The following is a 23,145-nucleotide window of genomic DNA, read 5'->3' on the forward strand; positions in this document are numbered from 1 at the left end:
GAGTCGAAGCCCATGCCCGGAGGTCGCCCCGTTGGGCGCCAGGGCGGGGTCACCCGGTCCGTCGCGGCGCGCCGACGTACCTGGTCAGAGTTCAGGGGAGAGGGGCCCCGGTCTTCCCGGTCACGAGTTCGCCGTCCCGCAGAGAGGCCGGTTCGAGGGCGTCGTCCTCGTAGAAGCGCAGGTGCAGGGAGAGGTCGAACGCCGACTCGCGCACCCTCCGGTCAAGCCATCGGATGAATTGCGTCGCCAGGTCGAAGTCGTCCGCGTGGATCTCCTGGCGCGAGGTCAACGCCCATCCGGGGCGTCGTTCCTCGGGGCCGCGACGCTCGAGCGCCGAGAAGAGCACTCCGCGGATCCTGGCGGCGGCCCCGCGCTGGGCCAGCGCGGGGAGTCGTACCGCCGCCCAATAACCTTCCCCGCTCGCCGCGACCCGGGGATCGTCAGGGTCGTCGACGAACTCGGCGGGGAAATCGGTCACGATGGTGAACGCCTCAGGCTCCGGCCCGAGCCCAAGGTGCCATCGGAGTTCGGCCACTTCGGTTTCTGAGAGGTCATCGGGAAGATCGGCTGTCACCAGCAGTTCGTACAAGTCCGCCATGGCTGGACATCTTCACATATGCGGCTCCGACGGGAGGCGGTGATCTAGCATCCGGGCATGCTCGTCGTCCTCGTGAACGGCCTGCCCGGCTCGGGCAAGACCACGTTGGCCCAAGCGCTGGCCGGTGCTCTCGCGCTGCCTCTTCTCAGCAAGGACCGGGTGAAGGAGACGCTGGCCGACGTGCTCGGCGCCGCCCCGCCCGGCTCATCCCGAGCCGAGTGGAGTCGCAGGCTCGGTAAGGCCGCCGGTGAGACCCTCTGGACTCTGCTGGCCGATGCGTGCGGCGGTGCCGTACTGGAGAGTCCTTGGTTGCGGGATCTTCGTCCGGTGGTCGTGGACGGGTTGCGGCGGGCGGGTGTGGCGGCTTCTCAGGAGGTCTGGTGTGACGTTCCCCCGGATCTTGCCCTGCGCCGGTATCGGGCGCGTGCCGGGCGGCACCCGATTCATCTTGACTCCCGGGTGGACGATGAGCTCTGGCGTCATTGGGTACGGCAGGCGGAACCGCTCGCGCTCGGGCCTGTGCATCGGGTGGACACCACGGGTCCGGTTGACGTCGCGGCTCTGGCTGGCCGGGTGACGGCGGCCCGCGTCAGGTGATCGCGTCCACCAGGGCGTGGCAGAACGCCTTGAGGTCGTCGGGTTTGCGGCTGGTGATGAGGGTGCTCGGGGCGTCGGTGTCCACCACGATCTCCTTGTCGACCCAGGTGGCTCCGGCGTTGCGCAGGTCTGTTCGCAGGCTGGGCCAGGAGGTGAGGGTGCGGTCGCGGACCACGCCGGCTTCTATGAGGGTCCATGGCGCGTGGCAGATGGCCGCCACCGGCTTGCCGCTGTCGAAGAAGCCGCGGACGAAGTCGACGGCCCGCGGGACCGTGCGCAGGAGGTCGGGGTTGGCCACGCCGCCGGGGAGTACGAGGGCGTCGAAGTCGGCGGCGCTCACCTCGTCGACGGTGGCGTCCACGGCGAAGACGTCGCCCTTGTCGAGGTGGTTGAAGCCCTGGATGGAGCCGGAGGTGGTGGAGATCAGGCGCGGGGTGCCGCCGGCTTGCTTGACGGCCTTCCAGGGGTCGAGCAGTTCGATCTGCTCTACGCCTTCAGGGGCTGCGAGGAATGCGATCATCTTTCCCTGCATGGTTATTTCTCCCTTTTTGGGCCCCCTTTCCGGGTGTGGTGGAGATATGCGTGAGGGCGATCAGCGCGTACCCGGCAGTGAGGAACACGGCGCTGAATCCTAGCCCCGCCAGCACATAGTCGAAGAAGCCGATCTCGGTCAGGCGCAGATGGCGGCGGGCCATTCTGACCGGTAGATCCGGGGCGGTGAGCAACACCAGCACCGCGTATCCCAGGGGGAAGGCCAGCCACTTGAACGGGTCGGCCCAGCCGGGGCGGCGGGTGTGCGTGAAGGCGGTCCAGTCGACCAGGACCATCAGCGGCGTGACCCCGTGGAGCAGCAGGTTACGGGCGGACTGGGGCAGGGGGAGGGCGAAGAAGGCGACGACTCCGGTCACGACCAGATAGAGGGTGACCGCGCCGCGGACGGAGGGACCGCCTTCGCGGCGGGCGGCCAGGAGCCACAGGTAGTAGGCGGCCAGCACGGTGTTGCTCTGCACCGTGAACGTCACCCAGGGATCGCGTAGTTCGACGAGTGCGAGTGCGACTCCGGTGAGTGCGGCGGCCACCAGCAGGATTCGCCATAAGGTACGCATGAACACCGGCCTTAGCGTCGCGCAATTCGGCTGAGTGCGGCGGCCACCAGCAGGATTCGCCATAAGGTACGCATGAACACCGGCCTTAGCGTCGCGCAATTCGGCGGATCGGTACAACCAATGGCCCGGCACTCACGCGTCGGCCCCGCCTCCTGAAGGCGCGCGGCGGAGGACGAGGTGATGGGCCGCCGCGGCCAGGGTGGCGCCGGCGGCGTACCAGAAGAGGTCGGGTGGGTTGAAGGTGCTGCCGAGGAGCGGGCGCAGGAGCGCGGGGATGCCGGCGAGCTGGGTGAACTCGATGACCCAGCTCACCCCGCAGGCCAGCAGGGCGGCGATCCACGGGCGCACGTGCGGGCGGATGAAGACGATCACCAGGTAGATCAGCACGGTGTAGAGGGCGTCGCCGGAGTACTTGGCGAAGGGGCCGGAGAACAGCGCGCGTACGCCCAGTCCCGCGGCCACGGTGACGGCGGCGAGTACTGCGGTGGGCAGGCGGGACATTCCCCAGAGCCTAAATGGCTTCGACCGGGGCGCGCCCGGCTGGCTAGCATCAATGCACGTGAGCGCGACGATGGTAGTGAAGAACCTGGCCGCCGGGCACGGGGAGCGGGTGTTGTTCTCCGGGCTCGACCTGGTGGCGGGTCCTGGTGACGTGATCGGGCTGGTCGGCGCCAACGGCGCGGGCAAGTCGACGTTGCTGCGGATGCTCGCCGGGATCGACGCGCCGGAGGAGGGCGAGATACGGCTGAGCCCGGCCACGGCCGTCGTCGGCCACCTGCCGCAGGAGCCGGAGCGCCGGCCGGGGGAGACGGTCAGGGCGTTCCTGGCCAGGCGTACGGGCGTGACCAAGGCGCAGAAGGACCTCGACGAGGCCACTCAGGCCATCGTCGAGGAGGCCGCGGGTGCCGACGACCTCTACAGCGTCGCCCTGGAGCGCTGGTTGTCGCTGGGCGGCGCGGATCTGGACGAGCGGGCCGAGGAAGTGGCCGCCGAGCTGGGGCTGAAGGTCGATCTGGATCAGCCCATGACGACGCTGTCCGGCGGGCAGGCGGCTCGGGCCGGGCTGGCGTCCCTGCTGCTCAGCCGGTATGACCTGTTCCTGCTCGACGAGCCCACCAACGACCTCGACCTCGACGGGCTCGACCGGCTGGAGACGTTCGTGCGGGGGCTGCGGGCGGGCACCGTGGTGGTCTCGCACGACCGTGAGTTCCTGGCCAGGACCGTGACGAAGGTGCTGGAGCTGGACCTGGCCCAGCAGCAGGTCAACCTGTACGGGGGCGGCTACCAGGCCTATCTGGACGAGCGCGAGGTGGCCCGCAGGCATGCGCGCGAGCAGTACGAGGAGTATGCCGACACCCGCGCCGGGCTGGAGGCCCGCGCGCGCACGCAGCGGGCGTGGATGGAGAAGGGCGTCAAGAACGCCCGCCGCAAGATGCCCGACAACGACAAGATCGGACGCAACGCCCGCATCGAGACCACGGAGAAGCAGGCGGCGAAGGCCAAGCAGACCGAGAAGATGATCGAGCGCCTGGACGTCGTGGAGGAGCCGCGCAAGGAGTGGGAGCTGCGGATGGAGATCGCCGTCGCTCCCCGCGCGGGCGCCGTCGTGGCCACGGTACGCCAGGGCGTGGTCCGGCGGGGCGGCTTCACCCTGGGCCCGGTCGACCTGGAGATCGGCTGGGCGGAGCGCGTGGCGATCACCGGGGCCAACGGCTCGGGCAAGACCACGTTGCTCGGCGCGCTGCTCGGCCGTGTTCCCCTGGACGAGGGTCACGCGGCGCTGGGTCCCGGCGTCGTGGTCGGTGAGGTGGACCAGGCCAGAGGGCTGTTCGTGGGTGAGGAACCGCTGATCGACGCCTTCACCCGCGAGGCCGGGCTGGTTCCGGGTGAGGCGCGTACGCTGCTGGCCAAGTTCGGGCTGCGGGCGGGGCATGTTCCGCGCGCCGCCGCGACGCTCTCACCCGGCGAGCGGACCCGCGCGGCGCTGGCGCTTCTGCAGGCCAGGGGCGTCAACCTGCTGGTGCTCGACGAGCCCACGAACCACCTCGACCTGCCGGCGATCGAGCAGCTGGAGTCGGCGCTGGCGAGCTACCCCGGCACACTGCTGCTGGTGACCCATGACCGGCGCATGCTGGAGGCCGTGCAGGTGGATCGCCATCTCAAGGTCGACGCCGGGCAGGTCTTTGAAAATTAACACCGCTCCAGGAAACGAGAATGAAACAATTTTCCGCCACTCGTTGACACGCGACTACGGGATGGTGTGCCTTTCTCTACACAGGGAACCCCCCGCCTGAAGGTGAGGCACACATGAAGAGATGGCTCGCGCGCCTGTCGGCGCTGAGCGTGGCACTTGTCATAGCAGGTCAGGGTCAAATGGCCCTCGCTCAGGAACCGGCGGCGGGGAAGAAGATCGTCCGCGTTGGCGCGACCCAGGCCGTCGACTCGATGAATCCCTTTCTCGCGGTCCGGCTGATCTCGACCTCGGTTCACCGCTGGATGTTCGGCTTCCTCACGGTCCCCGACTCCAAGACCTTGAAGCCCAGCCCCGACCTGGCCGAATCGTGGACGTCGTCGCCGGACGGCCTCACCTGGACGTTCAAGATCCGGCAGGCGAAGTGGTCGGACGGCAAGCCGGTCACCGCCGACGACGCCGCCTGGACCTTCAACAAGATCATGACGGACGAGGCGGCCAAGACCGCCAACGGCCCGGCCGTCGAGAACTTCGAGAGCGTCACCGCCTCGGGCCAGGACCTCACCATCAAGCTCAAGGCCCCGCAGGCCTCGATGCTGGAGAACCCCATCCCGATCATGCCGAAGCATGTGTGGGAGAAGGTCACCGACATCGCCAAGTTCGAGGCCGACCAGTATCCGGCCGTCAGCAGCGGGCCGTACATCGCGACGGAACACAAGAAGGACCAGTACGTCAAGCTGAAGGCCAACCCCGACTACTGGCGCGGCAAGCCCAAGATCGACGAGCTGCAGGTCATCTTCTATGACAACCCGGCCGCCGCGATCGTCGGGTTGAAGAAGGGCGACATCGACCTCATCGGCCGCCTCGCCCCCTCCGACTTCGAGGCGCTCGCCGGTGACGCCAACATCGAGCAGTGGAACAAGCAGGGCAGGCGCTCGGCGTACCTGCAGATCAACCACGGCGCCACCACCACCGACGACAAGCCCGTCGGTGACGGCCACCCGGCGCTGAAGGACCCGAAGGTCCGCACCGCGCTGCACCACGCGATCGACAAGGCCAAGCTCGTCGCCGAGGTGCAGAACGGCCTGGCCAAGCCGGCCGACGGCTCGATCGTGCCGCCGATGTACACGGACTTCTTCTGGGAGGCCGCCGGCGCGGAGAAGATCTCCTACGACGTGGCCGCGGCCAACAAGATCCTCGACGAGGCCGGCTACAAGAAGGGCGCCGACGGCGTCCGCACGATGCCCGACGGCAAGAAGAAGCTCGAGTTCCGCTTCAGCATCCACACCGACACTCCCGTCGAGGACAAGCTGGCCGAGTACCTGACCGGGTTCTTCAAGGAGGTCGGCATCACGCTGACCACGAACCGGCTCGACTCCAGCAAGTTCACCGAGGAGACCGGCGTCACCGGCCTGTTCGACATCGCGATCAGCGGCTGGTCGGTCAACCCCGACCCCGAAGAGGTCCTGGCCACGCACCTGTGCAGCCGGCGGCCGAACGCGGCCGGCGAGGGCGGCGGCACCGAGTCCTTCTACTGCAACCCCGACTTCGAGAAGCTCTACCAGGATCAGCTGAAGGAGCTCGACCGCCCCAAGCGCGCCGAGATCATCAAGCAGATGCAGAAGAAGCTCTACACCGACGCTCCGGTGATCGCCATCTACTACCCGAACGACCTTGAGGGCTACCGCAAGAACACGATCACCAGCGTCACCTCGATCCCCGAGGGCGACGGCATCATCTACGGCGGCAGCAGCTTCTGGCCCTTCTACACGCTGGACGCCAAGGCCACCGCGGCCGGCGCCTCCGGCTCGGGCGCCGGCGGCTCCAACACCGGCCTGATCATCGGCATCGTGGCCGCGGTCATCGTGGTCGGCGGTGCCGGATTCTTCCTGGTCAGGCGGCGCAAGGGCGTCGCGGACGAACGCGAATGACAGCTCCGCTCGAAGCCATCGAACCCGCCGCCGAGCAGGCGGCGGGTCCCGGTGACGAGCGCCCCGCCTACCGGGGAACGCTGCGCTACGCGGCGGTCAAGGCGGGCGGGGCTCTGCTCAGCATCGGCATGGTGATCATCGGTACGTTCTTCCTGTTCCGCATGCTGCCGGGCGACCCGGTGCGGGCCCTGGCCCAGGGCAGGAACATGACACCGGCCCAGCTCGACCTCGAACGCCGCCGGCTCGGGCTCGACAAGCCGCTGTTCGACCAGTTCCTCGACTTCCTGACCGGCACGCTCCGGCTGGATCTGGGCACCTCCTACGAGTACAAGCGCCCGGTCCTCGACCTGATCTGGGACCGTCTGCCGGCCACGATCCTCCTGGCGGGCACGGCCCTGGTGGTCGCCGTCGGCCTCGGCGTCTGGCAGGGCACCAAGGCGGGCTGGCGGCGCGGCAGCCGCTTCGACCGCTTCTCCACCAGCACCTCGCTGATCTTCTGGTCGGTGCCGACGTTCTGGCTCGGGCTGCTGCTGCTCATGGCGCTGGGCAACGGGATCGGCCCGATCCCGGGCATCTTCCCCACCCGCGGCATCGAGAGCGTGGACGCCCCGGACGGCTTCGCGTACGTCCTGGACGTCGGCATGCACATGGTGCTGCCCGTGCTCACCATGGTCGGCGTCGTCTACGCCCAGTACCTGCTGGTCATGCGCTCGTCGCTGCTGGACGAGGTCGGTCAGGACTACATCACGACCGCACGGGCCAAGGGCCTGCGCGACGACGAGGTACGGCGCCGCCACGCCGTGCCCAACGCCCTGCTGCCGACCGTGACGCTGGTCTTCATGCGCATCGGCTTCGTCGTGGGCGGCGCGGTCACGGTGGAGGCCATCTTCACCTGGCCGGGACTCGGGCAGCTGTTCTACCGGGCGATCAAGGTGCCGGACTTCACGCTGATGCAGGGCACGTTCATGCTGCTGTGCGTCTCGGTGATCCTCATGAACACGCTGGCCGACGTGGTCTACCACGTTCTCGACCCGAGGGTGAGGTCGGCATGACCGCGCTCACGTGGACGCGCAGGAAGATGGCGTTCAGCCGGTTCTGGACCACGTTCCGCCGCCAGCCCGCCGGTGTCGTCGGGCTGGCCATCCTGCTGGTCGCCGTCGTGCTGGCGCTGATCGCGCCGCTGTTCATCGACGAAAGCGTGACCGGCGTGGTCTCGGACACCGGGAAGAGGTTCGGCGCGCCCGGCACGGACAGCGCCCTGGGCAACGACGAGTCCGGGCGCTCCATCCTGGAGCTGATCTGGTGGGGCTCGCGGACCTCGTTGCTCATCGGGTTCCTGGCCGCCGTGCTCGCCATGGTGATCGGCACCGTGATCGGGATCGCCGCCGGGCACTTCCGCGGCTGGATCGGCGCCGCGCTGATGCGGGTCACCGACTGGTTCCTGGTGCTGCCGTCGCTGGTGACCGCGCTGGTGCTGGCCGCCATCCTGGGCGGCAGCATGACGACGATCATCGTGGCGATCGGGGTCACGGCGTGGCCGTCCACGGCGCGGCTGATCAGGGCGCAGACGCTGGCCGTGGAGGCGCGGCCGTACATCGAGCGCTCGAAGGCGCTCGGCGCGGGGCACTGGCACATCATGACCAGGCACGTGCTGCCGAACGTGGCGCCGCTGCTGCTGGCCAGCACCACGCTGGAGGTGGCCAGCGCGATCGTCACCGAGTCCACGCTGGCCTTCCTCGGCGTGAGCTCCAACAGGACGTCGTGGGGGACCATGCTGCGCGGCTCCTACGACTGGAACGCCGCCTCCAACGGCGCCTGGTGGTACATCGTCATCCCCGGCCTGTGCATCGTCGCCGTCGTGATGGCGTTCACGCTGGTCGGCCGGGCCCTGGAAGCCGTGCTGAACCCGAGGTTGCGATGAGCCTGCTCGAACTGGACGACCTCCACGTCACCTACCGGATCGCCTCGGGCGAGGTTCCGGCGGTACGCGGGGTCTCGCTGAAGCTGGCGGCGGGCGCGGCGCTGGGCGTCGCGGGCGAGTCGGGATCGGGCAAGTCGACGCTGGCCATGTCGCTGCTGCGGCTGCTGCCCGCCGACGCCCGCGTCACCGGCAAGATCCTGCTCGACGGCGAGGACGTGCTGACCATGAAGTGGGGCCGCCTGCGGGCGGTCCGCTGGGCGGAGGCGTCGATCGTCTTCCAGGGCGCGCAGCACGGCCTCAATCCGGTACGCCGCATCGGCGACCAGATCGCCGAGCCGCTGCTGGTGCACGGCCTGGCCAAGCCGGAGGGCGCGCGCAAGCGGGTCGCCGAACTGCTCGACCAGGTGGGTCTGCCGTCCTGGCGGGCGCGCAGCTACCCGCACGAGCTGTCCGGCGGGCAGCGGCAGCGGATCATGATCGCGATGGCGCTGGCCTGCGAGCCCCGGCTGATCATCGCCGACGAGCCGACGACCGCGCTCGACGTGATGGTCCAGGCTCAGGTGCTGACGTTGATCAAGGAGCTGGTGGCTTCCCAGGACATCTCCCTGATCATGATTTCTCACGATTTGTCGGTCCTGGCGGATGTGTGCGGGGAGCTGGCCGTCATGTACGCCGGCCGCATCGTCGAGAACGGCCCCTCCCACGAGGTCTTCCACGACGCCAAGCACCCCTACAGCAAGGCACTGGCCGCCGCCTTCCCGACCGTCGGAGACCCGGTCTCCCGCATGGCGCCCAAAGGCCTCGGCGGCGACCCGCCCGATCCGATGCAACTGCCCGGCGGCTGCTCGTTCCATCCCCGGTGCCCGGTGGCGGTCGAGGCCTGCCCGACCCTGGACACCGAGCTCTGGTCCGCCGGCGCCGGCCGTTCCGCTGCCTGCGTGCACGTGAAGGAGGCGTCATGACCGAGACCGAGACGCCCGTGGAGCGGACGGCCGCCACCCGCACCACCCTGCTGGAGGCGCAGGACCTGCACGTGGACTTCGCCTCGCGCGGGCGGCGCGCCCGCGCCGTCGACGGCGTGAACCTGGCCATCGGCGAGGGCGAGATCGTCGCGCTGGTCGGCGAGTCCGGCTGCGGCAAGACCACGCTCGCGCGCACGCTGCTCGGCCTGGAGCGTCCGAGCTCCGGCACCGTCCGATACGGCGGCGCGTCCCTGTCCTACGACTCCCGCTCGCTCAAGGCCTACCGGCGCGAGGTGCAACTCGTCCTGCAGGACCCGACCGGCTCGCTCAACCCCCGCCACACCGTGTACGAGGCGGTCGCCGAGGGTCCGCGCATCCACGGCCTGCCCGACGAGGAGAAGGTCGTCGCCGAGGCGCTGTCACGGGCCGGGCTCCGGCCGCCGGAGCGCTTCTTCCTGCGCTACCCGCACGAGCTGTCCGGCGGCCAGCGTCAGCGCGTCGTCATCGCCGGGGCGCTCGCGCTCAACCCGCGCGTCCTGGTGGCCGACGAGCCGGTCGCCTCGCTGGACGCCTCCGTACGCGGCGAGATCCTCGCCCTCATGCTCAGGCTCCGCGCCGACCTCGGCCTGTCGGCCCTGGTCGTCACCCACGACCTGGGCCTCGCGTGGAACATCGCCGACCGGGTGGCGGTCATGTACCTGGGCCGCATCGTCGAGTCCGGCCCGGTCGAGCAGGTCCTGACCGCGCCGCGCCACCCGTACACGCAGGCGCTGATGTCGGTGCTGCCCGAGTCGCCGGAACGCGTCATCCTGACCGGTGAGCCCCCGGACCCGACCCGCATCCCGGGCGGCTGCCGCTTCCACGCGCGCTGCCAGGTGCTGGCCTCGGGCAAGGCGGAGGAGGCCGGGGTGGCGGCCAGGTGCAGGACCGAGACGCTGGAGATCCTGCCCGCCGTGCCCAGCGCGCAGGAGGCCTGCCACTACGCGGCTCTGACCACCTGATACGAGGTCAGCCCAGGTCGGCGTCGTGGACGAGGACGGCGGCCTGGACGCGGTTGGCGAGGCCGAGTTTGGCCAGGACGCGGCTGACGTGGGCCTTGACCGTGGCTTCCGTCAGGTGGAGTTCGCGGCCGATCTCGGCGTTGGACAGGCCGCGGGCCAGGCAGCGGATGACGTCCTCCTCCCGGCCGGTGAGCAGGGCGAGCCGCTCGCGGGCCCGGTCCGCGCGTGAGGGAGCCCGGTCGGCGAAGGCGGAGATCAGGCGTCTGGTCACCGTGGGCGAGAGCATGGCCTGTCCCGCGGCCACGGTGCGGACGGCAGCGGCGAGCTCTCTGGGCGGCGTGTCCTTCAGGAGGAAGCCGACCGCGCCCAGCCGGAGCGCCTCGTGGACGTACTCGTCCAGGTCGAACGTCGTCAGCATGACCACCTTCGGCGCCCGCTCCCCGGCCAGGACGCGGGCGGCGGCGGCCAGGCCGTCGGTGCCGGGCATCCGCACGTCCATGAGCACCACCTCGGGACGCAGCCTGGCCGCCGCGGTGACGGCCTCGTCGCCGTCGCGGGCCTCGCCGACGACCGAGATGCCGCCCGCCGCCTCCAGGATCATCCGCAGGCCGGACCTGACCAGTTCCTCGTCGTCGACGACCAGGACGCGGATCATGCCGGGATCCTGGCGCGTACCCGGAAGCCGCCGTCGGGTGCGGCGCCGGCCGCGAGCGTGCCGCCGATCAGCTCCACCCGCTCCCGCAGCCCGACCAGGCCCCACCCCGACGGCGCCGGCGTCGTCGCCGGCGCCGTCGGGGCCGGGCGGGCGTTGTGTACCTCTATCTCCAGGTCCGCGCCCTCGAAGCGGAGGGTCACGGCCGTCGGGGCGCCGCCGCTGTGTTTGTGCACGTTGGTGAGGGCCTCCTGGACGATCCGGTACGCCGTCCGCTCCACCGCGTCACGCAGGGGACGGCGTTCGCCCTCGTCCCGGCGGGTCACCTCGATGCCCAGCTCGCGGGACTGGTCGAGCAGCCGGTCGAGGTCGGCGAGCATGGGCTGGGGGTCGCGGGAGGTGTCGTGCCGCAGGACGCCGAGCACGTCGCGGAGGTTGGTCAGCGCCTCCCTGCCGATGCCGCCGATCAGCGCGGCGGCCCGCGCCGTACCGTCGTCGGGGGCGCGCATCTCCAGCGCGCCGGCGTGCAGCACCATCAGCGAGACGCGGTGCGCGACGACGTCGTGCATCTCACGGGCGATGCGCGCGCGTTCGTGCGCGCGGGCCCGCTCGGCGCGCATGACCTGCTCCTGCTCCAGGCGTTCCGCGCGCTCGCGGGCGGCGGCGCGTACCTCGGCCCGCGCCCGTATCCACAGCCCGGCCAGCAGCGGCACGACGATCGTGAGCAGGGCCATGAAGAGCGCGTTGACCGGCGTGGCCGTCACCATCTCCCGCTCGCCGCCGACCGCCCGGCCGATCGCGACCGACAGAGCCACGGCGAGCGCGGCGGCGCCCAGGTAGGCGGCGACGTCACGGCCGCGCCGCAGGCTGGCGCCCGCGTAGTAGGAGGCCAGCATGATCGGCGGCCAGATCCCCAGCCCCGCGTACGCCGCCGCGCCCACGACGGCCAGCGGCCACCACGCGCGCGGGGCGTGCCAGGCGGCGACGGCCGCGACGCCGGCGATCGCGAGCAGCACAGGCAACGGCAGCCCGGAGGCCACGCCGAGCTGACCGGTGGCGGGCCCGAGCGAGAGCGCGAACATCGCGAGGCCGAGGAGGACACGGGGCATGCTTCGAGGGTATGGCCGGTTGACCTGCGCGTATGACGACGAAAGTAGGGGGTGCCGATCGACGTTCGCAGCGGGCGTGAGCGGGCGGGTCACCGCGAGTCTGGGGCCATGAAACGCACCCTGACCCTCGTGACCGCCGCCGCGCTGACCCTCGCGAACGGCACCGCCGCCCAGGCCGCCACCACGCCTGAGCTGCCGCGGCCCACCGGCGAGGCCCCCGTGGGCCTGTCGACCCTGCATCTCGTGGACTCCTCCCGGCCCGATCCGTGGAACCCCGCGGCCAAGAGCCGCGAGCTGCTGGTCTCGGTCTGGTACCCGGCCAGGAAGGCGGGCGGGAAGCCGGTGCGCTACGTCAGCCCGGAGGAGTCGGCGCTGATCCTGAAGCAGTTCCCCGAGGTCCCGCCGGAGATCCTCTCGCGGACGAAGACGCATGCCACCACCGACGCCGTGCCGCGCAGGGGGCGGCTGCCGCTGGTGCTGATGTCGCCGGGGTTCAGCTGGCCGAGGGCGACGATGACCACGCTGGCGGAGGACTTCGCCAGCCGCGGCTATCTCGTGGCCGCGGTCGAGCACACCTACGAGGCCGTCGCGACCTTCCCCGACGGCCGGACCACGACCTGCCTGGCCTGCGTCAAGGGCCAGGACCTGGCGAAGGTGGCCGCGAGCCGGGTGAAGGACGTCCGGTTCGTGCTGGACGAGGTGAAGAAGCGGTGGCGGGTGGGCGGCGTCGCGATGGTGGGCATGTCGGCCGGCGGCAACACCACCGCGCACGCGATGCTCGCCGACCGGCGGATCAGGGCGGGCGTCAACCTGGACGGCACGTTCAACCCGGTTCCCGGGCGGCTCGCGCGGCCGTTCCTGCTGCTCGGCAACCCCGCCTCGCACGAGCCGGCCGGCAAGGACACGACCTGGGGCCAGGCGTTCGCGAACATGACGGGCTGGAAGCGCTGGCTGACGATCGACGGCAGCGTGCACGCGAGCTTCACCGACTACGGCGTCCTGCAGCCGCAGATCGGCCTGCCCGACTCCGAGATCGGCGGCACCCGCGGACTCCTGCTGACCCGGACATACGTAGGAGCCTTCCTGGACAGGCACCTGCGCGGCGAGAAGGCGCCGCTGCTGGACCGGCCGGAAGACTCCGCGGTGAAGCGCTGGAAGTAGGTGAGCGGGGGCTCTCCGCGGAGAGCCCCCGGCGGCTCAGAAAGCGGCCGCGTTCTCCTGCGCCCACTGGGCGAAGGAACGCGCCGGGCGGCCGGTGACGCGCTCGACGGTGTCGACCACGGTGTAGCCGATCTCGGGGGTGTTGCCGAGGGCGTCGACCAGGAACTCGATCAGCTCCGGGCCCATGCCCTTGGCGGCCCACATCTCGCGGGCCCCGGCCTCGGTCAGCTCCTCGAAGGCGACCTCCTTGCCGATCGCCGCGCCGAGCTGGCGGGCCTTCTCCTCGGTCGTGACCGCCTCGGGGCCGGTCAGCACGAGCTCCTGGCCGTCGTAGCCGCCGTCGACAAGGACCTTGGCCGCCACGGCGGCGATGTCGCGCTCGTGCACCATCGCGCTGAGCCGCCCGCCGAACGGCTCCTTGATGACCTCGCCGGCGCGGACCGTCTCGGCCCACCACTGCTTGGTGTTGGACATGAACTCGACCGGGCTGAGCAGCGTCCACTCCAGCTCGCTTCCGGTCAGCGCCTGCTCCAGGGGGCCGTCGGCGCGGCCGCCGAGGACGGTGGCCCGCCGTACGCCGTGCTTCTCGGCCAGCTTGACGATCAGGTCGCCGTTCTCCAGCGGCTCGTAGTTGTCGCCGGCGAAGTTGATCAGGTGGACGGCGGTGACGCCGGCGAAGGCGGCGTCGAGGGTCTCGGGCTGCGCGAGGTCGCCGGCGACGACCTCGACGCCCTCGGGCAGCCCGGCCTTCTCGGGGTTCCTGGTCAGCGCCCGCACCTGGTGGCCGGCCTCAAGCAGCTCGGCGACGACGTTGCGGCCGACCGTACCGGTGGCGCCGGTGACGAGGAAAGTCATGGGAAGCTCCTTCTGAAGAGTGTGGAACGGAACGTTCTGATATCACTCTAACAGAACGGAACGCTTTATTCCACATATTTCTTCAGTGAGATGGCGTTGGCCGCCCGGCCGATGCCGCCCGCGATGCGGTCGATCATCGCGTCCTTCCAGGGCAGGCGGGGGAGCAGCTTGATCATCTTGAGCTGGAACCAGATCATGCCGGCCGACGCCAGGACGATGCCCTTGATGTTCGTCGGGCCGAGCTTCTGGTTCTCCTCGACGAAGTGCCGCATCTCGCGCTCGTAGCCCTCCAGCGAGCCGCCTGCCAGCTCGCCCGCCAGGACGTACGCGCCGACCAGCGCCAGGCTGGTCCCCTGGCCGGAGGCGGGCGAGGCGCAGTAACCGGCGTCGCCGACCAGCACCACGCGCCCCTTCGACCAGGAGTCCATGTGGATCTGGGTGAGCGTGTCGCGGTAGAAGTCGTCCGACCGCCGCACCGCCTCCAGCAGTCTGGGCACCTCCCAGCCGACCCCGGCGAAGGCCTCGTGGACGTCCTGCTCGCCCGACCACATGAACAGCGCCTTGGCGTCGCCGTCCTGCTTGGTGCTGTAGACGTTGGCGGTACGGCCCGGCGCCAGGTGCACCGCCTCCTCGCGATCCAGGCCCAGGTGGTTGGGCACGGTGGCGATCGCGATCTGGTAGCCGAGGTCGCGGGCGAACCGCTTCTCCTCGCCGAAGGCCAGCCCGCGGACGTTGGAGTGCACGCCGTCGGCGCCCACGACGTAGTCGAAGCGGCGCGGGGCCGAGCGCTCGAAGGCGACGGTCCCGTCCTCGTCGATGGCGGTGATGGAGTCGTCGAACACGTACTCCACCTCGTCGCGGGTCAGCTCGTAGAGCAGTTCGGTGAGGTCGCCGCGCATGATCTCGGCGTCGTCCTTCTGTCGGCCGCCGAACAGGTCGGCGTCCATGGTGGCCATGACCCGGCCGCGGGCGTCGTAGTTGGTCGCGATCGTCATCTCGGTGCTGTGCGCCCGGACGGCCTCCAGCAGTCCCATCCGCTCGATCACGGTGAGCGCGGCGCCCCGGATGTCGACCTTGTAGCCGCCCTTGCGGATCTCGGTGGCCCGCTCGACGACGGTGACGGTGAAGCCGTGGCGGCGCAGCCAGTAGGCGGTCGCGGTGCCGGCGACGCTGGCGCCGGAGATCAGGATGTTCGTCATGTCCTGAACGGTACACTTGTCTTAGACGCTTGTGCAAGACGTTTGTGCTAATCTTCTGCCATGGGAAATCGCGAGGAACTGCTGGCCGGTGCCAAGAGCTGTCTGCTGGAGAAGGGCTACTCGCGCACGACGGCGCGCGACATCGCCAACGCCTCGGGTGTGAGCCTGGCCGCGATCGGCTACCACTTCGGCTCGAAGGACACACTCATGAACGAGGCGTTGTTCGACGTCATGCGCGAATGGGGCGACGAGCTCGGGGCCACGCTCACCGCCGACCTCAAGCCGGACGTCACCCCGCTCGAACGTTTCGAGAGCGCCTGGGACCGGGTCGTGGAATCGTTCGAGCGGATGCGGCCGCTCTGGGTCACGCAGTTCGACCTGCTCGGGCAGATCGACCATCTGCCGGAGGTGCGCGCCCAGCTGATCGGCGTCATGGGCGAGGCGCGTACGGGGCTGGCGGAGTTGTTCCAGGGCATCGACCCGGCCGCCGAGCCGGAGCGCGCCCGCCTGGTCGGCACGTTCTACCAGGCCATGCTGACCGGGCTGCTGGGCCAGTGGCTGCTCGACCCCGCGAGCGCGATGAAGGGCCGCGACGTCGTCACGGCCCTTCGCTCGATCGTGTCCTAGGGATGCGCCGTCTCATGGGCTGCCGTCGGCTTTGACGGGCGCAGGACTCCGGCTCAGTCCCGCCGAGCTCGCGGCGTACCGTGCGGCGCGCTGAGATCAGGAGGCGGACCTGCGACGATACCGGTCGTGATTTCCTCGATCATCGCCGTTGGCGCCACACTCGTCGTCTGGTCCCTGATGGCCGGGAAGTTCGAGCAATGGCGGCTCACCGCGCCCGTTGTCGCGGTGGTGGCGGGGGCGCTCGTGGGACTGACGGTTCGCGACAGCATCGGGGAGACGCTCAACACGCACGCGGCGTTGCGGGCGGCGGAGATCATTCTGGCGGTGCTGTTGTTCATCGACGCGGCCGACGTCCAGGACGGGATGTTGGGCCGCAGTCCCGGGGCGGCGCTACGGGTTCTGCTGATCGCGCTGCCCTTGAGCCTGGCGCTCACCGTGGCGATGGGGTGGTGGTTGCTGCCGGAGGTGGCGTGGCCCGTGCTGCTGGTGATCGCGTGTGTGGTGATGCCCACCGACTACGCGCCCGCGCAGGCGATTCTGCGGGATCCGCGGTTGCCGGCGCGGGTGAAAGACGTGCTCAACGTGGAGGGCGGATACAACGACGGGGTCGTGTCGCCGATCATCCTCTTCGCGTTGGTCCTGGCGGGAGACGGCACGAAGACACAGACGCCGGGGGACGCACTGGGCTCGGCCTGGCCTTCGGCGGCGAAGGCGATCCTGGTGGGCCTCGCGCTGGGGGCGCTGCTGGGCTTCTTGGTGAGCCGCGCCGGACGGGCGGGATTCATGAGCACCCAGTCGAAGCGGCTGGTCGTGGTCGCGGCGCCGTTGCTGACGTACGGCACCGCGGTGGCCATCGGCGGCAACGGGTTCGTCGCGTCGTTCGTGTGCGGGTTCGTCTTCCATGCCGTACGGCAGAGCGAAGAGACGCGCCGGGAGATGGAACTGATCGACGACATCGGCTTTTTGCTCGGTGTCGTCATGTGGTTCGTCTTCGGGACGGCGGCCTTGTTCGCGCTGTGGGGAGGTGTGGACTGGAGGCTGCTGGTGTTCTGCGTGGCAGCGCTGACAGTGGTGCGGATCGCGCCGGTGATGTTGTCGCTCATCGGGTCCGGAGTGCCTGCCAAGGAAGGGCTGCTCATCGGGTCGCTCGGGCCGCGTGGGACGACGTCGATCGTGTTCGGGCTCCTGGCCTTCAACGAACTGCACGACGACGTTGCCATTCTCGTGCTGACGGCACTGGTGATCACTGTGCTCGGCAGCGTCGTCCTGCACGGGCTGGGCTCGCCCGTCGCCGCCCGGAGGTATCGGCCCTAGCTCAGCCGCGCCGTAGATCGGTCCATAGATCGGTCCATAGGCGAAAAATCGAAATCCGTCCTAGCATCCTCCGGGACAACGGAACCGCCGCGAACGCGGGCACGGGCGCGGCGGTTCCTCGGCAACCTTCAGGTAACCGCAGGGGAGTCTACGTGACGCTGTTGGTAACAGGTTCGAGCGGAAAAGTCGGCAGGAGGGTGGTCGCCGGGCTGGTCGGCGCCGGTCAGCGCGTACGCGCGATGGCCCGTGACCCGCAGGCCGCCGCGGCTCTGCTTCCGGCAGGGACCGAGGTGGTCCAGGGGGACTTCGAACGGCCGGAGACATGGGCGGCCGCGCTTGACGGGGTGGAGCGGGTGCATCTGTTCCCGTTCGCCGGCGGGAGCTTCGTCGAGGCGGCGGTCGCGGCGGGGACACGCAGGTTCGTGGTCCACTCGGCGGTGGCCGCCGGCTTCGACCCGGCCCCGGGGCAGGGGCCCGGCCAACCGCATGGGTCCGCGCTGCGGCGCCACCTCGACGAGGAGCGCGACGGGCATCGCATGGTCGAACTGGCCGTCGAGGCCAGTGGGGCCGAGTGGACGCATGTCCGCCCCGGTCTGCTGGCCAGTGGCGCGCTCGACTGGGCCGAGGAGATCCGCGGCACCGGTGCGGTGCGCGCGCCGTACCCGAAATCGGGCAGTGCGCTCGTGCACGAGGCCGACGTGGCGGAGATCGCGGTCGCCGCGCTGCTCACCGACGAGCACCTCGGGGCCGCGTACACCATCACGGGGCCGGAGAAGGTCACCCAGCTGGAGCAGGTGCGGCTCGTCGGCGAGGCGATCGGGGAGGAGGTCCGCTTCGTGGAGCTGACGCCTGAGCAGGCGCGAGCGGAGTGGTACGACCCCGAGCAGGGCGTCGACCACGAGCTCCTGGACTGGGTGCTGGAGTTGCGGGCGGCCCTGGCCGACGAGCCGGACCTCATACCCGCCACCGACACCTATGAACGCCTCACCGGACGGCCGCCCCGCACGTTCGCGCAGTGGGCGCGCGACCACAGGGCGGACTTCCAGGTGAGCGGCAGGGAGGGCCGGCGATGACGGTACTGGTGACGGGAGCGACCGGCAGGGTCGGGCGCGGCGTCGTGGCCGAACTGCTGCGGGCGGGCGTACGCGTGCGGGCGCTGACGCGCCGGCCGGAGAGCGCCGGGCTGCCGGAGGGGGCGGAGGTGGTACGCGGAGACCTGGAGAACCCCGAGTCCCTGGCGGAGGCGCTCAAGGGCGTCGAGCGCATGTACCTGTTCCCGGTGGCGGAGACGGCCAGGGAGGTGGTCGCGATGGCCAGGCGGGCCGGGGTGCGGCGCATCGTCGTCCTGTCCGGAGCGCTGGCCGAGGAGGAGGCCGACGACGAGGAGGGCGGCTACCGCGCGGTGGAGGTCGCGGTCCAGGAGTCCGGTCTGGAGTGGACACTCGTACGGCCCGGCGAGTTCGCCGCCAACTGGCTCGACTACGCCGCAGACATCCGGGACAAGCGCGAGGTGCGACGGCCATTCGGCGAGGCGGTCACCAGGCCGACGCATGAGGCCGACATCGCTCTGGTGGCCGCTCGCGCCCTGGTCGAAGAGGGGCATGCCGGGCAGATCTACGTCCTTGCCGGTCCCGAGGCTCTGACGGTGGCCGAGCAGGTGCGGCTCGTCGGCGAGGCGATCGGGGAGGAGGTCCGCTTCGTGGAGCTGACGCCTGAGCAGGCGCGAGCGGAGTGGTACGACCCCGAGCAGGGTGTCGACCACGAGGTCATCGACTGGCTGCTGGACCTTTACGGCACGTCGGCCGGAGGGAGCGGCAGGGTCCCCGGCTCTGACACCTTCGAACGCCTCACGGGCCGTCCGCCCACCTCGTTCGCCCGATGGGCGGCCGACCACGCTCACGACTTCCGCTGATCCGCACCGGCTCATCAACCAGATGAGCCGGTGACTCCTGGGCAGGGCTAGAAGGCGCTGATGGTGGCGGGCGCCCGCTCGGCCCTGCTCAGCGTGCGGATGACCGCCGTGGCCCCATGCCGGTGTACGGCCAGCCGCGCCAGCAGGTCGACGACCGGATCGATCACCGAGTCCGGCAGCTCGGGCGTCTCAAGCCCCACGCTGGCCGCCAGGTCGTCGGAGTGCACGACGATCTCCATGAGCCGCGTGAGCAGGAAGTCGTCCAGCCGCAGCGACCAGCCGTTCCAGTCGAGGTGCACGACCCGGTCGGCAGGTTCGGCGGGCAGCGCCGCGGTGAGGTGGGCGAGCACCTCGGCCATCCGGCCGGCCAGCACGCCGGGACCGCAGGCGGCGATCGACTCGCCGCCCTGCCGGATGGTCAGGTTGCTCTCGTGGTCGAGCCCGGCCTCGACCCAGGGCGAACTGATGTAGTGCTCGATGAGCGCGATGGGCGGCTGGAGGGCCGGTCGCGGCAGGACCTCGTCCACTCTGACCAGTTGGTGACCCAGATGTCCGGCCAGCCCGCGGACGCTGAACTCGGTCAGCGCGCTCGGCTTCTCCCACGCGGCGGCGACCGCGGGGTGGCCGAGCAGCGCGACCGCCGAGCCGGCGGCGATCAGGTAGGACTCCCGAATCTCACCCATGCGCATGCCTTTCGGAGGGGTCAGGTCGTTACTCGCGCCAACACTATCCCGCCGACTATCAGCGCCAGCGCCGCCATCCTGCCCACGGACACCGGGTCGTCGTTGAGCACGATGCCGAGGACGATCGCGCCCACGGCGCCGATGCCGGTGAAGACCGCGTAGGCGGTGCCGACGGGCAGCGTGTTCATGGCCAGTGACAGCAGGAACACCGCCGCCGCCATCAGCAGCAGGCTGACCAGGGTGGGGATGGGCCGGGTGAAGTTCTGGGTGGGCTTGATGCTCTGCGACCAGGCGACTTCGACCAGGCCGGCCAGGGCGAGAATGAGCCAGTTCACTTGGACGCCTCCTTGAGGGCGGCACGGCGCGACTCCTCGTGCTGCTCGCGCAGGTGCGACAGCCGGGGGTCGATCAGGGCGTTGGCCAGTTCGGTGCTGATGAAGGAGACGTCCTCCACGTCGAAGTGGCCCTTGAAGAAGTCGCGCAGGTAGCGCTCCTGGTAGTCCATGGGCTCGCGGACGGTTCCCGGGCCGTAGGCGCCGCCGCGGGCGGAGGTCACCACGAAGCGGCGGCCGCGCAGCGACATCTTCGGGAAGGTGATCTGGTCGAGCCAGGCCTTCAGCGACGACGGGATCGAGTAGTTGTACATCGGGGTCCCGATCAGCACGACGTCGGCGGCGACCACCTCGTCGAGCAGCGGCTTGAGCGTCTGCCAGGCCTCGCTCTGGGCGGGGGTGGAGACGGCCTCGCCGTACCGGGAGATGTCGGTGATCTCGTGCCGGAGCACGTGGTCGCACAGCTCGGTCCAGGCCTCGGTGATGTGCGGGACCGGGTCGGCGGCCAGGTCGCGGTAGAGGTATCCGGCACCGGGGTGGGCGGCGCGCCAGGCGTCGGCGTAGGCGCGCGACAGCTCACGGGAGAAGGAGGCACGGCGGGCGCTGGCGTCCAGGTGAAGCAGCATGGGTCTCTCCGGAGTTAAGTGGACGGACTGTCCGCTTAAACGGACGCACTGTCCGGATATATTCCTGGGTATGGAAAGAGCCGATGCCGCCCGCAACCGGGCCAAGATTCTGCGGGCAGCGGCGGAGTTGTTCGCCGGCCGGCCGCCGCAGGACGTCACCATGGACGAGATCGCCAAGGCGGCGGGCGTCGGGCGGGGCACCCTGTACCGCCGCTATCCCGACCGGGCCGCCATCGCCGTCGCGCTTCTGGACGAGCACGAGCGGGCGCTGCAGGAGCGGCTCATGCAGGGCCCGCCGCCGCTGGGCCCCGGCGCGCCGCCCGCCGAGCGGCTGGCCGCCTTCTACGCGGCGATGTGCGACCTGCTGGAGGACCACGCCCACCTGGTGCTGGGGACCGAGGTGGGCAGGCAGCGCTTCGAGACCGGGGCCTACGGCTTCTGGCGCGTGCACGTGCGCTCGCTGCTGGCCGCCGCCGGCACGCCGGGTCCCGACGCGCTGGTGGACGTACTGCTCGCGCCGCTGGCCCCGGAGGTCTACACCTACCAGCGGCGCGAGCGCGGCCTGACCAAGAAGCAGATCGCCGACGCCCTGGCCAGGCTGACCACCGCCCTTTAGGCGGTGGCCGCCGCTCTCCACGCGGCCTCTAGGCGTCCTTGGCCAGGGTGCGGTGGATCGTGGCGCGGATGAACGAGCGGGCCAGCATCGCCCGGCGGGCGCGGCCGAGCTTGGGGCCGGGCGAGCCGTAGCGGCGGGCCCTGACGTCGGCCACCACCCGCTCCGGCGCGCCCAGCTCGGCCAGCACGTCGAACGCCTCCCGCTTGGTGATCAGGCGGTTGTCCCTGAGCGTGACCGTCGCCCTGGCCACCGTGATCAGGCCGAGGTCGACCCAGATGTCCTGCAGCCAGCGCTTGAAGCCGTCGGTCTTCAGCAGCCAGAAATCGGCCAGGTCGGCGCGGATGAACGCGTGCAGTTCGGCGTCGCTGACCTCGGGAAGCAGGTCGGGGACGGCGGCGCCGTACAGCTCGACGGGGCTGGAGTGCAGCTCGCGGCGGGTCACGGCCGTGACGGGGCGGTGGAACAGCTCGCCGTGCGCGGCGGTGAGGTGCCGCGCGGTCAGGTCGGGCAGTTCGTCGCGGACGATGTAGGAGCAGTGGAGCAGCTCGGGGAAGCCGCCGTGGATCTCCTCCAGCCGCGTCGGGTCGGTGACCGGGGACTCGACGACGGCGATCAGGTCGAGGTCGCTGCGGCCCGGCTGGTAGTCACCGGCGCCGAGCGAGCCGTGCGCCCACAGGGCGAGCAGCGGGACCTCCTGCCTGATCTCGCCGAGGAAGCGCGTGAGCAGCAGGTCCGTCTCGGTGTGCATGTCAGGCGCCGAACAGGGCGCTGACGGACTCGCCCTCGTGGATGCGGCGCATCGCCTCGGCCAGGGCGGGCGCGATGGACAGGACGGTCAGCTTGCCGCCGGACTTGTGACCGGGCACGGTGTTGGTGCAGACGATCTCCTCGACCTCGGGCCGGTCGCTGAGCCGTTCGATCGCCCCGCTGGAGAACAGGCCGTGGGTGCAGGCCACGCGGACGCTGCTGACGCCGCGCTCCTTGAGCCGGTCGAGCAGTTCGATCATGGTGGTGCCCTTGGCGATCTCGTCGTCGAGCACGATCACGTCCTTGCCCGCCACGTCGCCGATCACCGAGCTGATCACCACGCGGTCGTCACTGAAACGCTGCTTGGCGCCCATCGCGACGCCGGCGCCGAGCCGCCGGGCGAAGGCCGCCGCCTCCTTGGCGTTGCCCAGGTCGGGGGAGACCACGACCGTGTTGGACAGGTCGTACTGCCGGAAGTGGTCGGCCAGCTCCCGCAGCGCGTGCAGGTGGTCGACCGGCACGCTGAAGAAGCCGTGTACCTGCGGCGAGTGGAGCGTCATCGTCAGCACGCGGCCCGCTCCCGCGGCCACCATGAGATCGGCCACGAGCCGGGCGCCGATGGAGATGCGCGGGGCGTCCTTCTTGTCGGAGCGGGCGTAGGCGTAGTGGGGGAGGACGACCGTGATCCTGGCGGCCGAGGCGCCGCGCGCGGCGTCCAGCATGAGCAGGAGCTCCACCAGGTGTTCCTGCGTGGGCGGGACCAGGGGCTGGATCAGATACACGTCGCGCTCGCGGCAGTTGGCCGGCAACTGTACTTCCAGGACGTCGTTGGCGAACCGTTTCACGCCGGCCGGGTGCAAGGGCGTGCCCAGATGGGCGCAGATCTCCTCGGCCAGTTCGGGGTGGGCACTTCCGCTGAAGACAGTGATGTCGCGCACGCCACGCAGGATAGTGGTCGGCGCGTTGACCACGCTTCGCGGTCGTGAGCTGCCATAACGTAGCGGC

General features: G+C 70.4%; 26 protein-coding genes. 13 read left to right on the forward strand and 13 right to left on the reverse strand.

Annotation, left to right across the window (positions count from 1 at the left end):
* Positions 1 to 91: 91 nt before the first annotated feature.
* Positions 92 to 589, reverse strand: coding sequence for a hypothetical protein (locus ACIBI5_RS17640; RefSeq protein WP_397247896.1), 498 nt, complete (start codon positions 587 to 589; stop codon positions 92 to 94).
* A gap of 66 nt (positions 590 to 655) precedes the next feature.
* Here ACIBI5_RS17640 and ACIBI5_RS17645 point away from each other — a divergent pair, with 66 nt between their 5' ends.
* Complete coding sequence (locus tag ACIBI5_RS17645; RefSeq protein WP_397247898.1) at positions 656 to 1,195, forward strand: AAA family ATPase; 540 nt, start codon at positions 656 to 658, stop codon at positions 1,193 to 1,195.
* Here the strand turns inward: ACIBI5_RS17645 and ACIBI5_RS17650 are convergent.
* The 3 genes from ACIBI5_RS17650 to ACIBI5_RS17660 all read right to left on the reverse strand — a co-directional run bounded on the left by ACIBI5_RS17650 (position 1,188) and on the right by ACIBI5_RS17660 (position 2,802).
* On the reverse strand, positions 1,188 to 1,715 hold the full coding sequence (locus ACIBI5_RS17650) for a type 1 glutamine amidotransferase domain-containing protein (RefSeq protein WP_397247900.1): 528 nt from the start codon (positions 1,713 to 1,715) through the stop codon (positions 1,188 to 1,190). The genes ACIBI5_RS17645 and ACIBI5_RS17650 overlap by 8 nt on opposite strands.
* Positions 1,690 to 2,301 carry a Pr6Pr family membrane protein gene (locus ACIBI5_RS17655; protein ID WP_397247902.1) on the reverse strand — a complete coding sequence of 204 codons (612 nt, stop codon included), beginning with the start codon at positions 2,299 to 2,301 and terminating at the stop codon, positions 1,690 to 1,692. Before ACIBI5_RS17655 ends, ACIBI5_RS17650 begins: the two co-directional genes overlap by 26 nt.
* A 132-nt stretch (positions 2,302 to 2,433) precedes the next feature.
* On the reverse strand, positions 2,434 to 2,802 hold the full coding sequence (locus tag ACIBI5_RS17660; protein ID WP_397247904.1) for a DUF2809 domain-containing protein: 369 nt from the start codon (positions 2,800 to 2,802) through the stop codon (positions 2,434 to 2,436).
* Between the two features lie 58 nt (positions 2,803 to 2,860).
* Between ACIBI5_RS17660 and ACIBI5_RS17665 the strand changes: the two genes are divergently transcribed.
* From ACIBI5_RS17665 to ACIBI5_RS17690, 6 genes are all read left to right on the forward strand, one after another.
* On the forward strand, positions 2,861 to 4,495 hold the full coding sequence (locus ACIBI5_RS17665) for an ABC-F family ATP-binding cassette domain-containing protein (RefSeq protein WP_397247906.1): 1,635 nt from the start codon (positions 2,861 to 2,863) through the stop codon (positions 4,493 to 4,495).
* A 113-nt stretch (positions 4,496 to 4,608) separates the two neighbouring features.
* The gene (locus ACIBI5_RS17670; RefSeq protein WP_397247908.1) at positions 4,609 to 6,423 is read left to right on the forward strand and encodes an ABC transporter substrate-binding protein; all 1,815 of its coding nucleotides are present in this window, start codon (positions 4,609 to 4,611) and stop codon (positions 6,421 to 6,423) included.
* Positions 6,420 to 7,475, forward strand: coding sequence for an ABC transporter permease (locus ACIBI5_RS17675; RefSeq protein WP_397247910.1), 1,056 nt, complete (start codon positions 6,420 to 6,422; stop codon positions 7,473 to 7,475). Before ACIBI5_RS17670 ends, ACIBI5_RS17675 begins: the two co-directional genes overlap by 4 nt.
* Positions 7,472 to 8,344 carry an ABC transporter permease gene (locus ACIBI5_RS17680; protein WP_397247912.1) on the forward strand — a complete coding sequence of 291 codons (873 nt, stop codon included), beginning with the start codon at positions 7,472 to 7,474 and terminating at the stop codon, positions 8,342 to 8,344. Before ACIBI5_RS17675 ends, ACIBI5_RS17680 begins: the two co-directional genes overlap by 4 nt.
* A complete protein-coding gene (locus ACIBI5_RS17685) occupies positions 8,341 to 9,306 on the forward strand; it encodes an ABC transporter ATP-binding protein (RefSeq protein ID WP_397247914.1) in 966 nt (321 codons plus the stop codon). Before ACIBI5_RS17680 ends, ACIBI5_RS17685 begins: the two co-directional genes overlap by 4 nt.
* Entirely contained in the window at positions 9,303 to 10,307 is a 1,005-nt protein-coding gene (locus ACIBI5_RS17690) for an ABC transporter ATP-binding protein (RefSeq protein ID WP_397247916.1), read from the forward strand. Before ACIBI5_RS17685 ends, ACIBI5_RS17690 begins: the two co-directional genes overlap by 4 nt.
* Before the next feature lie 7 nt (positions 10,308 to 10,314).
* Here ACIBI5_RS17690 and ACIBI5_RS17695 read toward each other — a convergent pair whose 3' ends face one another.
* Together ACIBI5_RS17695 and ACIBI5_RS17700 are read right to left on the reverse strand one after the other, a co-directional pair.
* Positions 10,315 to 10,962: a response regulator gene (locus ACIBI5_RS17695; protein WP_397247918.1), complete on the reverse strand. Its 648-nt coding sequence runs from the start codon at positions 10,960 to 10,962 to the stop codon at positions 10,315 to 10,317.
* Positions 10,959 to 12,068 carry a sensor histidine kinase gene (locus ACIBI5_RS17700; protein WP_397247920.1) on the reverse strand — a complete coding sequence of 370 codons (1,110 nt, stop codon included), beginning with the start codon at positions 12,066 to 12,068 and terminating at the stop codon, positions 10,959 to 10,961. The genes ACIBI5_RS17695 and ACIBI5_RS17700 overlap by 4 nt, the downstream gene beginning before the upstream one ends.
* A 108-nt stretch (positions 12,069 to 12,176) precedes the next feature.
* Here ACIBI5_RS17700 and ACIBI5_RS17705 point away from each other — a divergent pair, with 108 nt between their 5' ends.
* Positions 12,177 to 13,229, forward strand: a complete 1,053-nt coding sequence (locus tag ACIBI5_RS17705; protein WP_397247922.1) for an alpha/beta hydrolase family protein — start codon at positions 12,177 to 12,179, stop codon at positions 13,227 to 13,229.
* A 36-nt stretch (positions 13,230 to 13,265) separates the two neighbouring features.
* Here the strand turns inward: ACIBI5_RS17705 and ACIBI5_RS17710 are convergent, their stop codons facing one another.
* Complete coding sequence (locus ACIBI5_RS17710; protein WP_397247924.1) at positions 13,266 to 14,084, reverse strand: NAD(P)H-binding protein; 819 nt, start codon at positions 14,082 to 14,084, stop codon at positions 13,266 to 13,268.
* A gap of 65 nt (positions 14,085 to 14,149) precedes the next feature.
* A complete protein-coding gene (locus ACIBI5_RS17715; RefSeq protein WP_397247926.1) occupies positions 14,150 to 15,283 on the reverse strand; it encodes an FAD-dependent monooxygenase in 1,134 nt (377 codons plus the stop codon).
* 60 nt (positions 15,284 to 15,343) lie between these two features.
* Between ACIBI5_RS17715 and ACIBI5_RS17720 the strand changes: the two genes are divergently transcribed.
* From ACIBI5_RS17720 to ACIBI5_RS17735, 4 genes are all read left to right on the forward strand, one after another.
* Complete coding sequence (locus tag ACIBI5_RS17720) at positions 15,344 to 15,910, forward strand: TetR/AcrR family transcriptional regulator (RefSeq protein ID WP_397247928.1); 567 nt, start codon at positions 15,344 to 15,346, stop codon at positions 15,908 to 15,910.
* A 126-nt stretch (positions 15,911 to 16,036) separates the two neighbouring features.
* Positions 16,037 to 17,224 (forward strand): cation:proton antiporter, encoded by a 1,188-nt coding sequence (locus ACIBI5_RS17725; RefSeq protein ID WP_397247930.1) that lies wholly within the window; start codon positions 16,037 to 16,039, stop codon positions 17,222 to 17,224.
* Positions 17,225 to 17,376: 152 nt separating this feature from the next.
* Positions 17,377 to 18,297: an NAD(P)H-binding protein gene (locus ACIBI5_RS17730; RefSeq protein WP_397247932.1), complete on the forward strand. Its 921-nt coding sequence runs from the start codon at positions 17,377 to 17,379 to the stop codon at positions 18,295 to 18,297.
* Positions 18,294 to 19,136, forward strand: coding sequence for an NAD(P)H-binding protein (locus tag ACIBI5_RS17735; protein WP_397247934.1), 843 nt, complete (start codon positions 18,294 to 18,296; stop codon positions 19,134 to 19,136). The genes ACIBI5_RS17730 and ACIBI5_RS17735 overlap by 4 nt, the downstream gene beginning before the upstream one ends.
* Before the next feature lie 47 nt (positions 19,137 to 19,183).
* Here ACIBI5_RS17735 and ACIBI5_RS17740 read toward each other — a convergent pair whose 3' ends face one another.
* From ACIBI5_RS17740 to ACIBI5_RS17750, 3 genes are read right to left on the reverse strand one after another with little or no spacing between them, the layout of a single operon-like run.
* Positions 19,184 to 19,819, reverse strand: coding sequence for a maleylpyruvate isomerase N-terminal domain-containing protein (locus ACIBI5_RS17740; protein ID WP_397247936.1), 636 nt, complete (start codon positions 19,817 to 19,819; stop codon positions 19,184 to 19,186).
* A gap of 20 nt (positions 19,820 to 19,839) precedes the next feature.
* Positions 19,840 to 20,154, reverse strand: coding sequence for a multidrug efflux SMR transporter (locus ACIBI5_RS17745; protein WP_184958408.1), 315 nt, complete (start codon positions 20,152 to 20,154; stop codon positions 19,840 to 19,842).
* Complete coding sequence (locus tag ACIBI5_RS17750) at positions 20,151 to 20,777, reverse strand: FMN-dependent NADH-azoreductase (protein ID WP_397247938.1); 627 nt, start codon at positions 20,775 to 20,777, stop codon at positions 20,151 to 20,153. Before ACIBI5_RS17750 ends, ACIBI5_RS17745 begins: the two co-directional genes overlap by 4 nt.
* A gap of 70 nt (positions 20,778 to 20,847) precedes the next feature.
* Here ACIBI5_RS17750 and ACIBI5_RS17755 point away from each other — a divergent pair, with 70 nt between their 5' ends.
* Positions 20,848 to 21,393, forward strand: a complete 546-nt coding sequence (locus ACIBI5_RS17755; RefSeq protein ID WP_397247940.1) for a TetR/AcrR family transcriptional regulator — start codon at positions 20,848 to 20,850, stop codon at positions 21,391 to 21,393.
* 28 nt (positions 21,394 to 21,421) lie between these two features.
* On the opposite strand, the gene ACIBI5_RS17760 is transcribed toward ACIBI5_RS17755, so the two are convergent.
* The gene (locus ACIBI5_RS17760; protein ID WP_397247942.1) at positions 21,422 to 22,141 is read right to left on the reverse strand and encodes a nucleotidyltransferase domain-containing protein; all 720 of its coding nucleotides are present in this window, start codon (positions 22,139 to 22,141) and stop codon (positions 21,422 to 21,424) included.
* A 1-nt stretch (position 22,142) separates the two neighbouring features.
* Positions 22,143 to 23,078 carry a ribose-phosphate diphosphokinase gene (locus tag ACIBI5_RS17765; RefSeq protein WP_397247944.1) on the reverse strand — a complete coding sequence of 312 codons (936 nt, stop codon included), beginning with the start codon at positions 23,076 to 23,078 and terminating at the stop codon, positions 22,143 to 22,145.
* Positions 23,079 to 23,145: the final 67 nt, after the last annotated feature.

The organism is Nonomuraea sp. NPDC050540 (genome assembly GCF_044457485.1).
Lineage (GTDB): Bacteria > Actinomycetota > Actinomycetes > Streptosporangiales > Streptosporangiaceae > Nonomuraea.

What these genes read in the sequence shown, in the direction of transcription:
- ACIBI5_RS17690 (WP_397247916.1), top strand. Translation starts at nt 9,303, where the DNA reads ATGACCGAGACCGAGACGCCCGTGGAGCGGACGGCCGCCACCCGCACC.
- ACIBI5_RS17760 (WP_397247942.1), bottom strand. Translation starts at nt 22,141, where the DNA reads ATGCACACCGAGACGGACCTGCTGCTCACGCGCTTCCTCGGCGAGATC.
- ACIBI5_RS17655 (WP_397247902.1), bottom strand. Translation starts at nt 2,301, where the DNA reads ATGCGTACCTTATGGCGAATCCTGCTGGTGGCCGCCGCACTCACCGGA.
- ACIBI5_RS17750 (WP_397247938.1), bottom strand. Translation starts at nt 20,777, where the DNA reads ATGCTGCTTCACCTGGACGCCAGCGCCCGCCGTGCCTCCTTCTCCCGT.
- ACIBI5_RS17650 (WP_397247900.1), bottom strand. Translation starts at nt 1,715, where the DNA reads ATGATCGCATTCCTCGCAGCCCCTGAAGGCGTAGAGCAGATCGAACTG.
- ACIBI5_RS17705 (WP_397247922.1), top strand. Translation starts at nt 12,177, where the DNA reads ATGAAACGCACCCTGACCCTCGTGACCGCCGCCGCGCTGACCCTCGCG.
- ACIBI5_RS17685 (WP_397247914.1), top strand. Translation starts at nt 8,341, where the DNA reads ATGAGCCTGCTCGAACTGGACGACCTCCACGTCACCTACCGGATCGCC.
- ACIBI5_RS17720 (WP_397247928.1), top strand. Translation starts at nt 15,344, where the DNA reads ATGGGAAATCGCGAGGAACTGCTGGCCGGTGCCAAGAGCTGTCTGCTG.
- ACIBI5_RS17735 (WP_397247934.1), top strand. Translation starts at nt 18,294, where the DNA reads ATGACGGTACTGGTGACGGGAGCGACCGGCAGGGTCGGGCGCGGCGTC.
- ACIBI5_RS17700 (WP_397247920.1), bottom strand. Translation starts at nt 12,068, where the DNA reads ATGCCCCGTGTCCTCCTCGGCCTCGCGATGTTCGCGCTCTCGCTCGGG.
- ACIBI5_RS17680 (WP_397247912.1), top strand. Translation starts at nt 7,472, where the DNA reads ATGACCGCGCTCACGTGGACGCGCAGGAAGATGGCGTTCAGCCGGTTC.
- ACIBI5_RS17710 (WP_397247924.1), bottom strand. Translation starts at nt 14,084, where the DNA reads ATGACTTTCCTCGTCACCGGCGCCACCGGTACGGTCGGCCGCAACGTC.
- ACIBI5_RS17695 (WP_397247918.1), bottom strand. Translation starts at nt 10,962, where the DNA reads ATGATCCGCGTCCTGGTCGTCGACGACGAGGAACTGGTCAGGTCCGGC.
- ACIBI5_RS17755 (WP_397247940.1), top strand. Translation starts at nt 20,848, where the DNA reads ATGGAAAGAGCCGATGCCGCCCGCAACCGGGCCAAGATTCTGCGGGCA.
- ACIBI5_RS17740 (WP_397247936.1), bottom strand. Translation starts at nt 19,819, where the DNA reads ATGGGTGAGATTCGGGAGTCCTACCTGATCGCCGCCGGCTCGGCGGTC.
- ACIBI5_RS17715 (WP_397247926.1), bottom strand. Translation starts at nt 15,283, where the DNA reads ATGACGAACATCCTGATCTCCGGCGCCAGCGTCGCCGGCACCGCGACC.
- ACIBI5_RS17675 (WP_397247910.1), top strand. Translation starts at nt 6,420, where the DNA reads ATGACAGCTCCGCTCGAAGCCATCGAACCCGCCGCCGAGCAGGCGGCG.
- ACIBI5_RS17660 (WP_397247904.1), bottom strand. Translation starts at nt 2,802, where the DNA reads ATGTCCCGCCTGCCCACCGCAGTACTCGCCGCCGTCACCGTGGCCGCG.
- ACIBI5_RS17645 (WP_397247898.1), top strand. Translation starts at nt 656, where the DNA reads ATGCTCGTCGTCCTCGTGAACGGCCTGCCCGGCTCGGGCAAGACCACG.
- ACIBI5_RS17670 (WP_397247908.1), top strand. Translation starts at nt 4,609, where the DNA reads ATGAAGAGATGGCTCGCGCGCCTGTCGGCGCTGAGCGTGGCACTTGTC.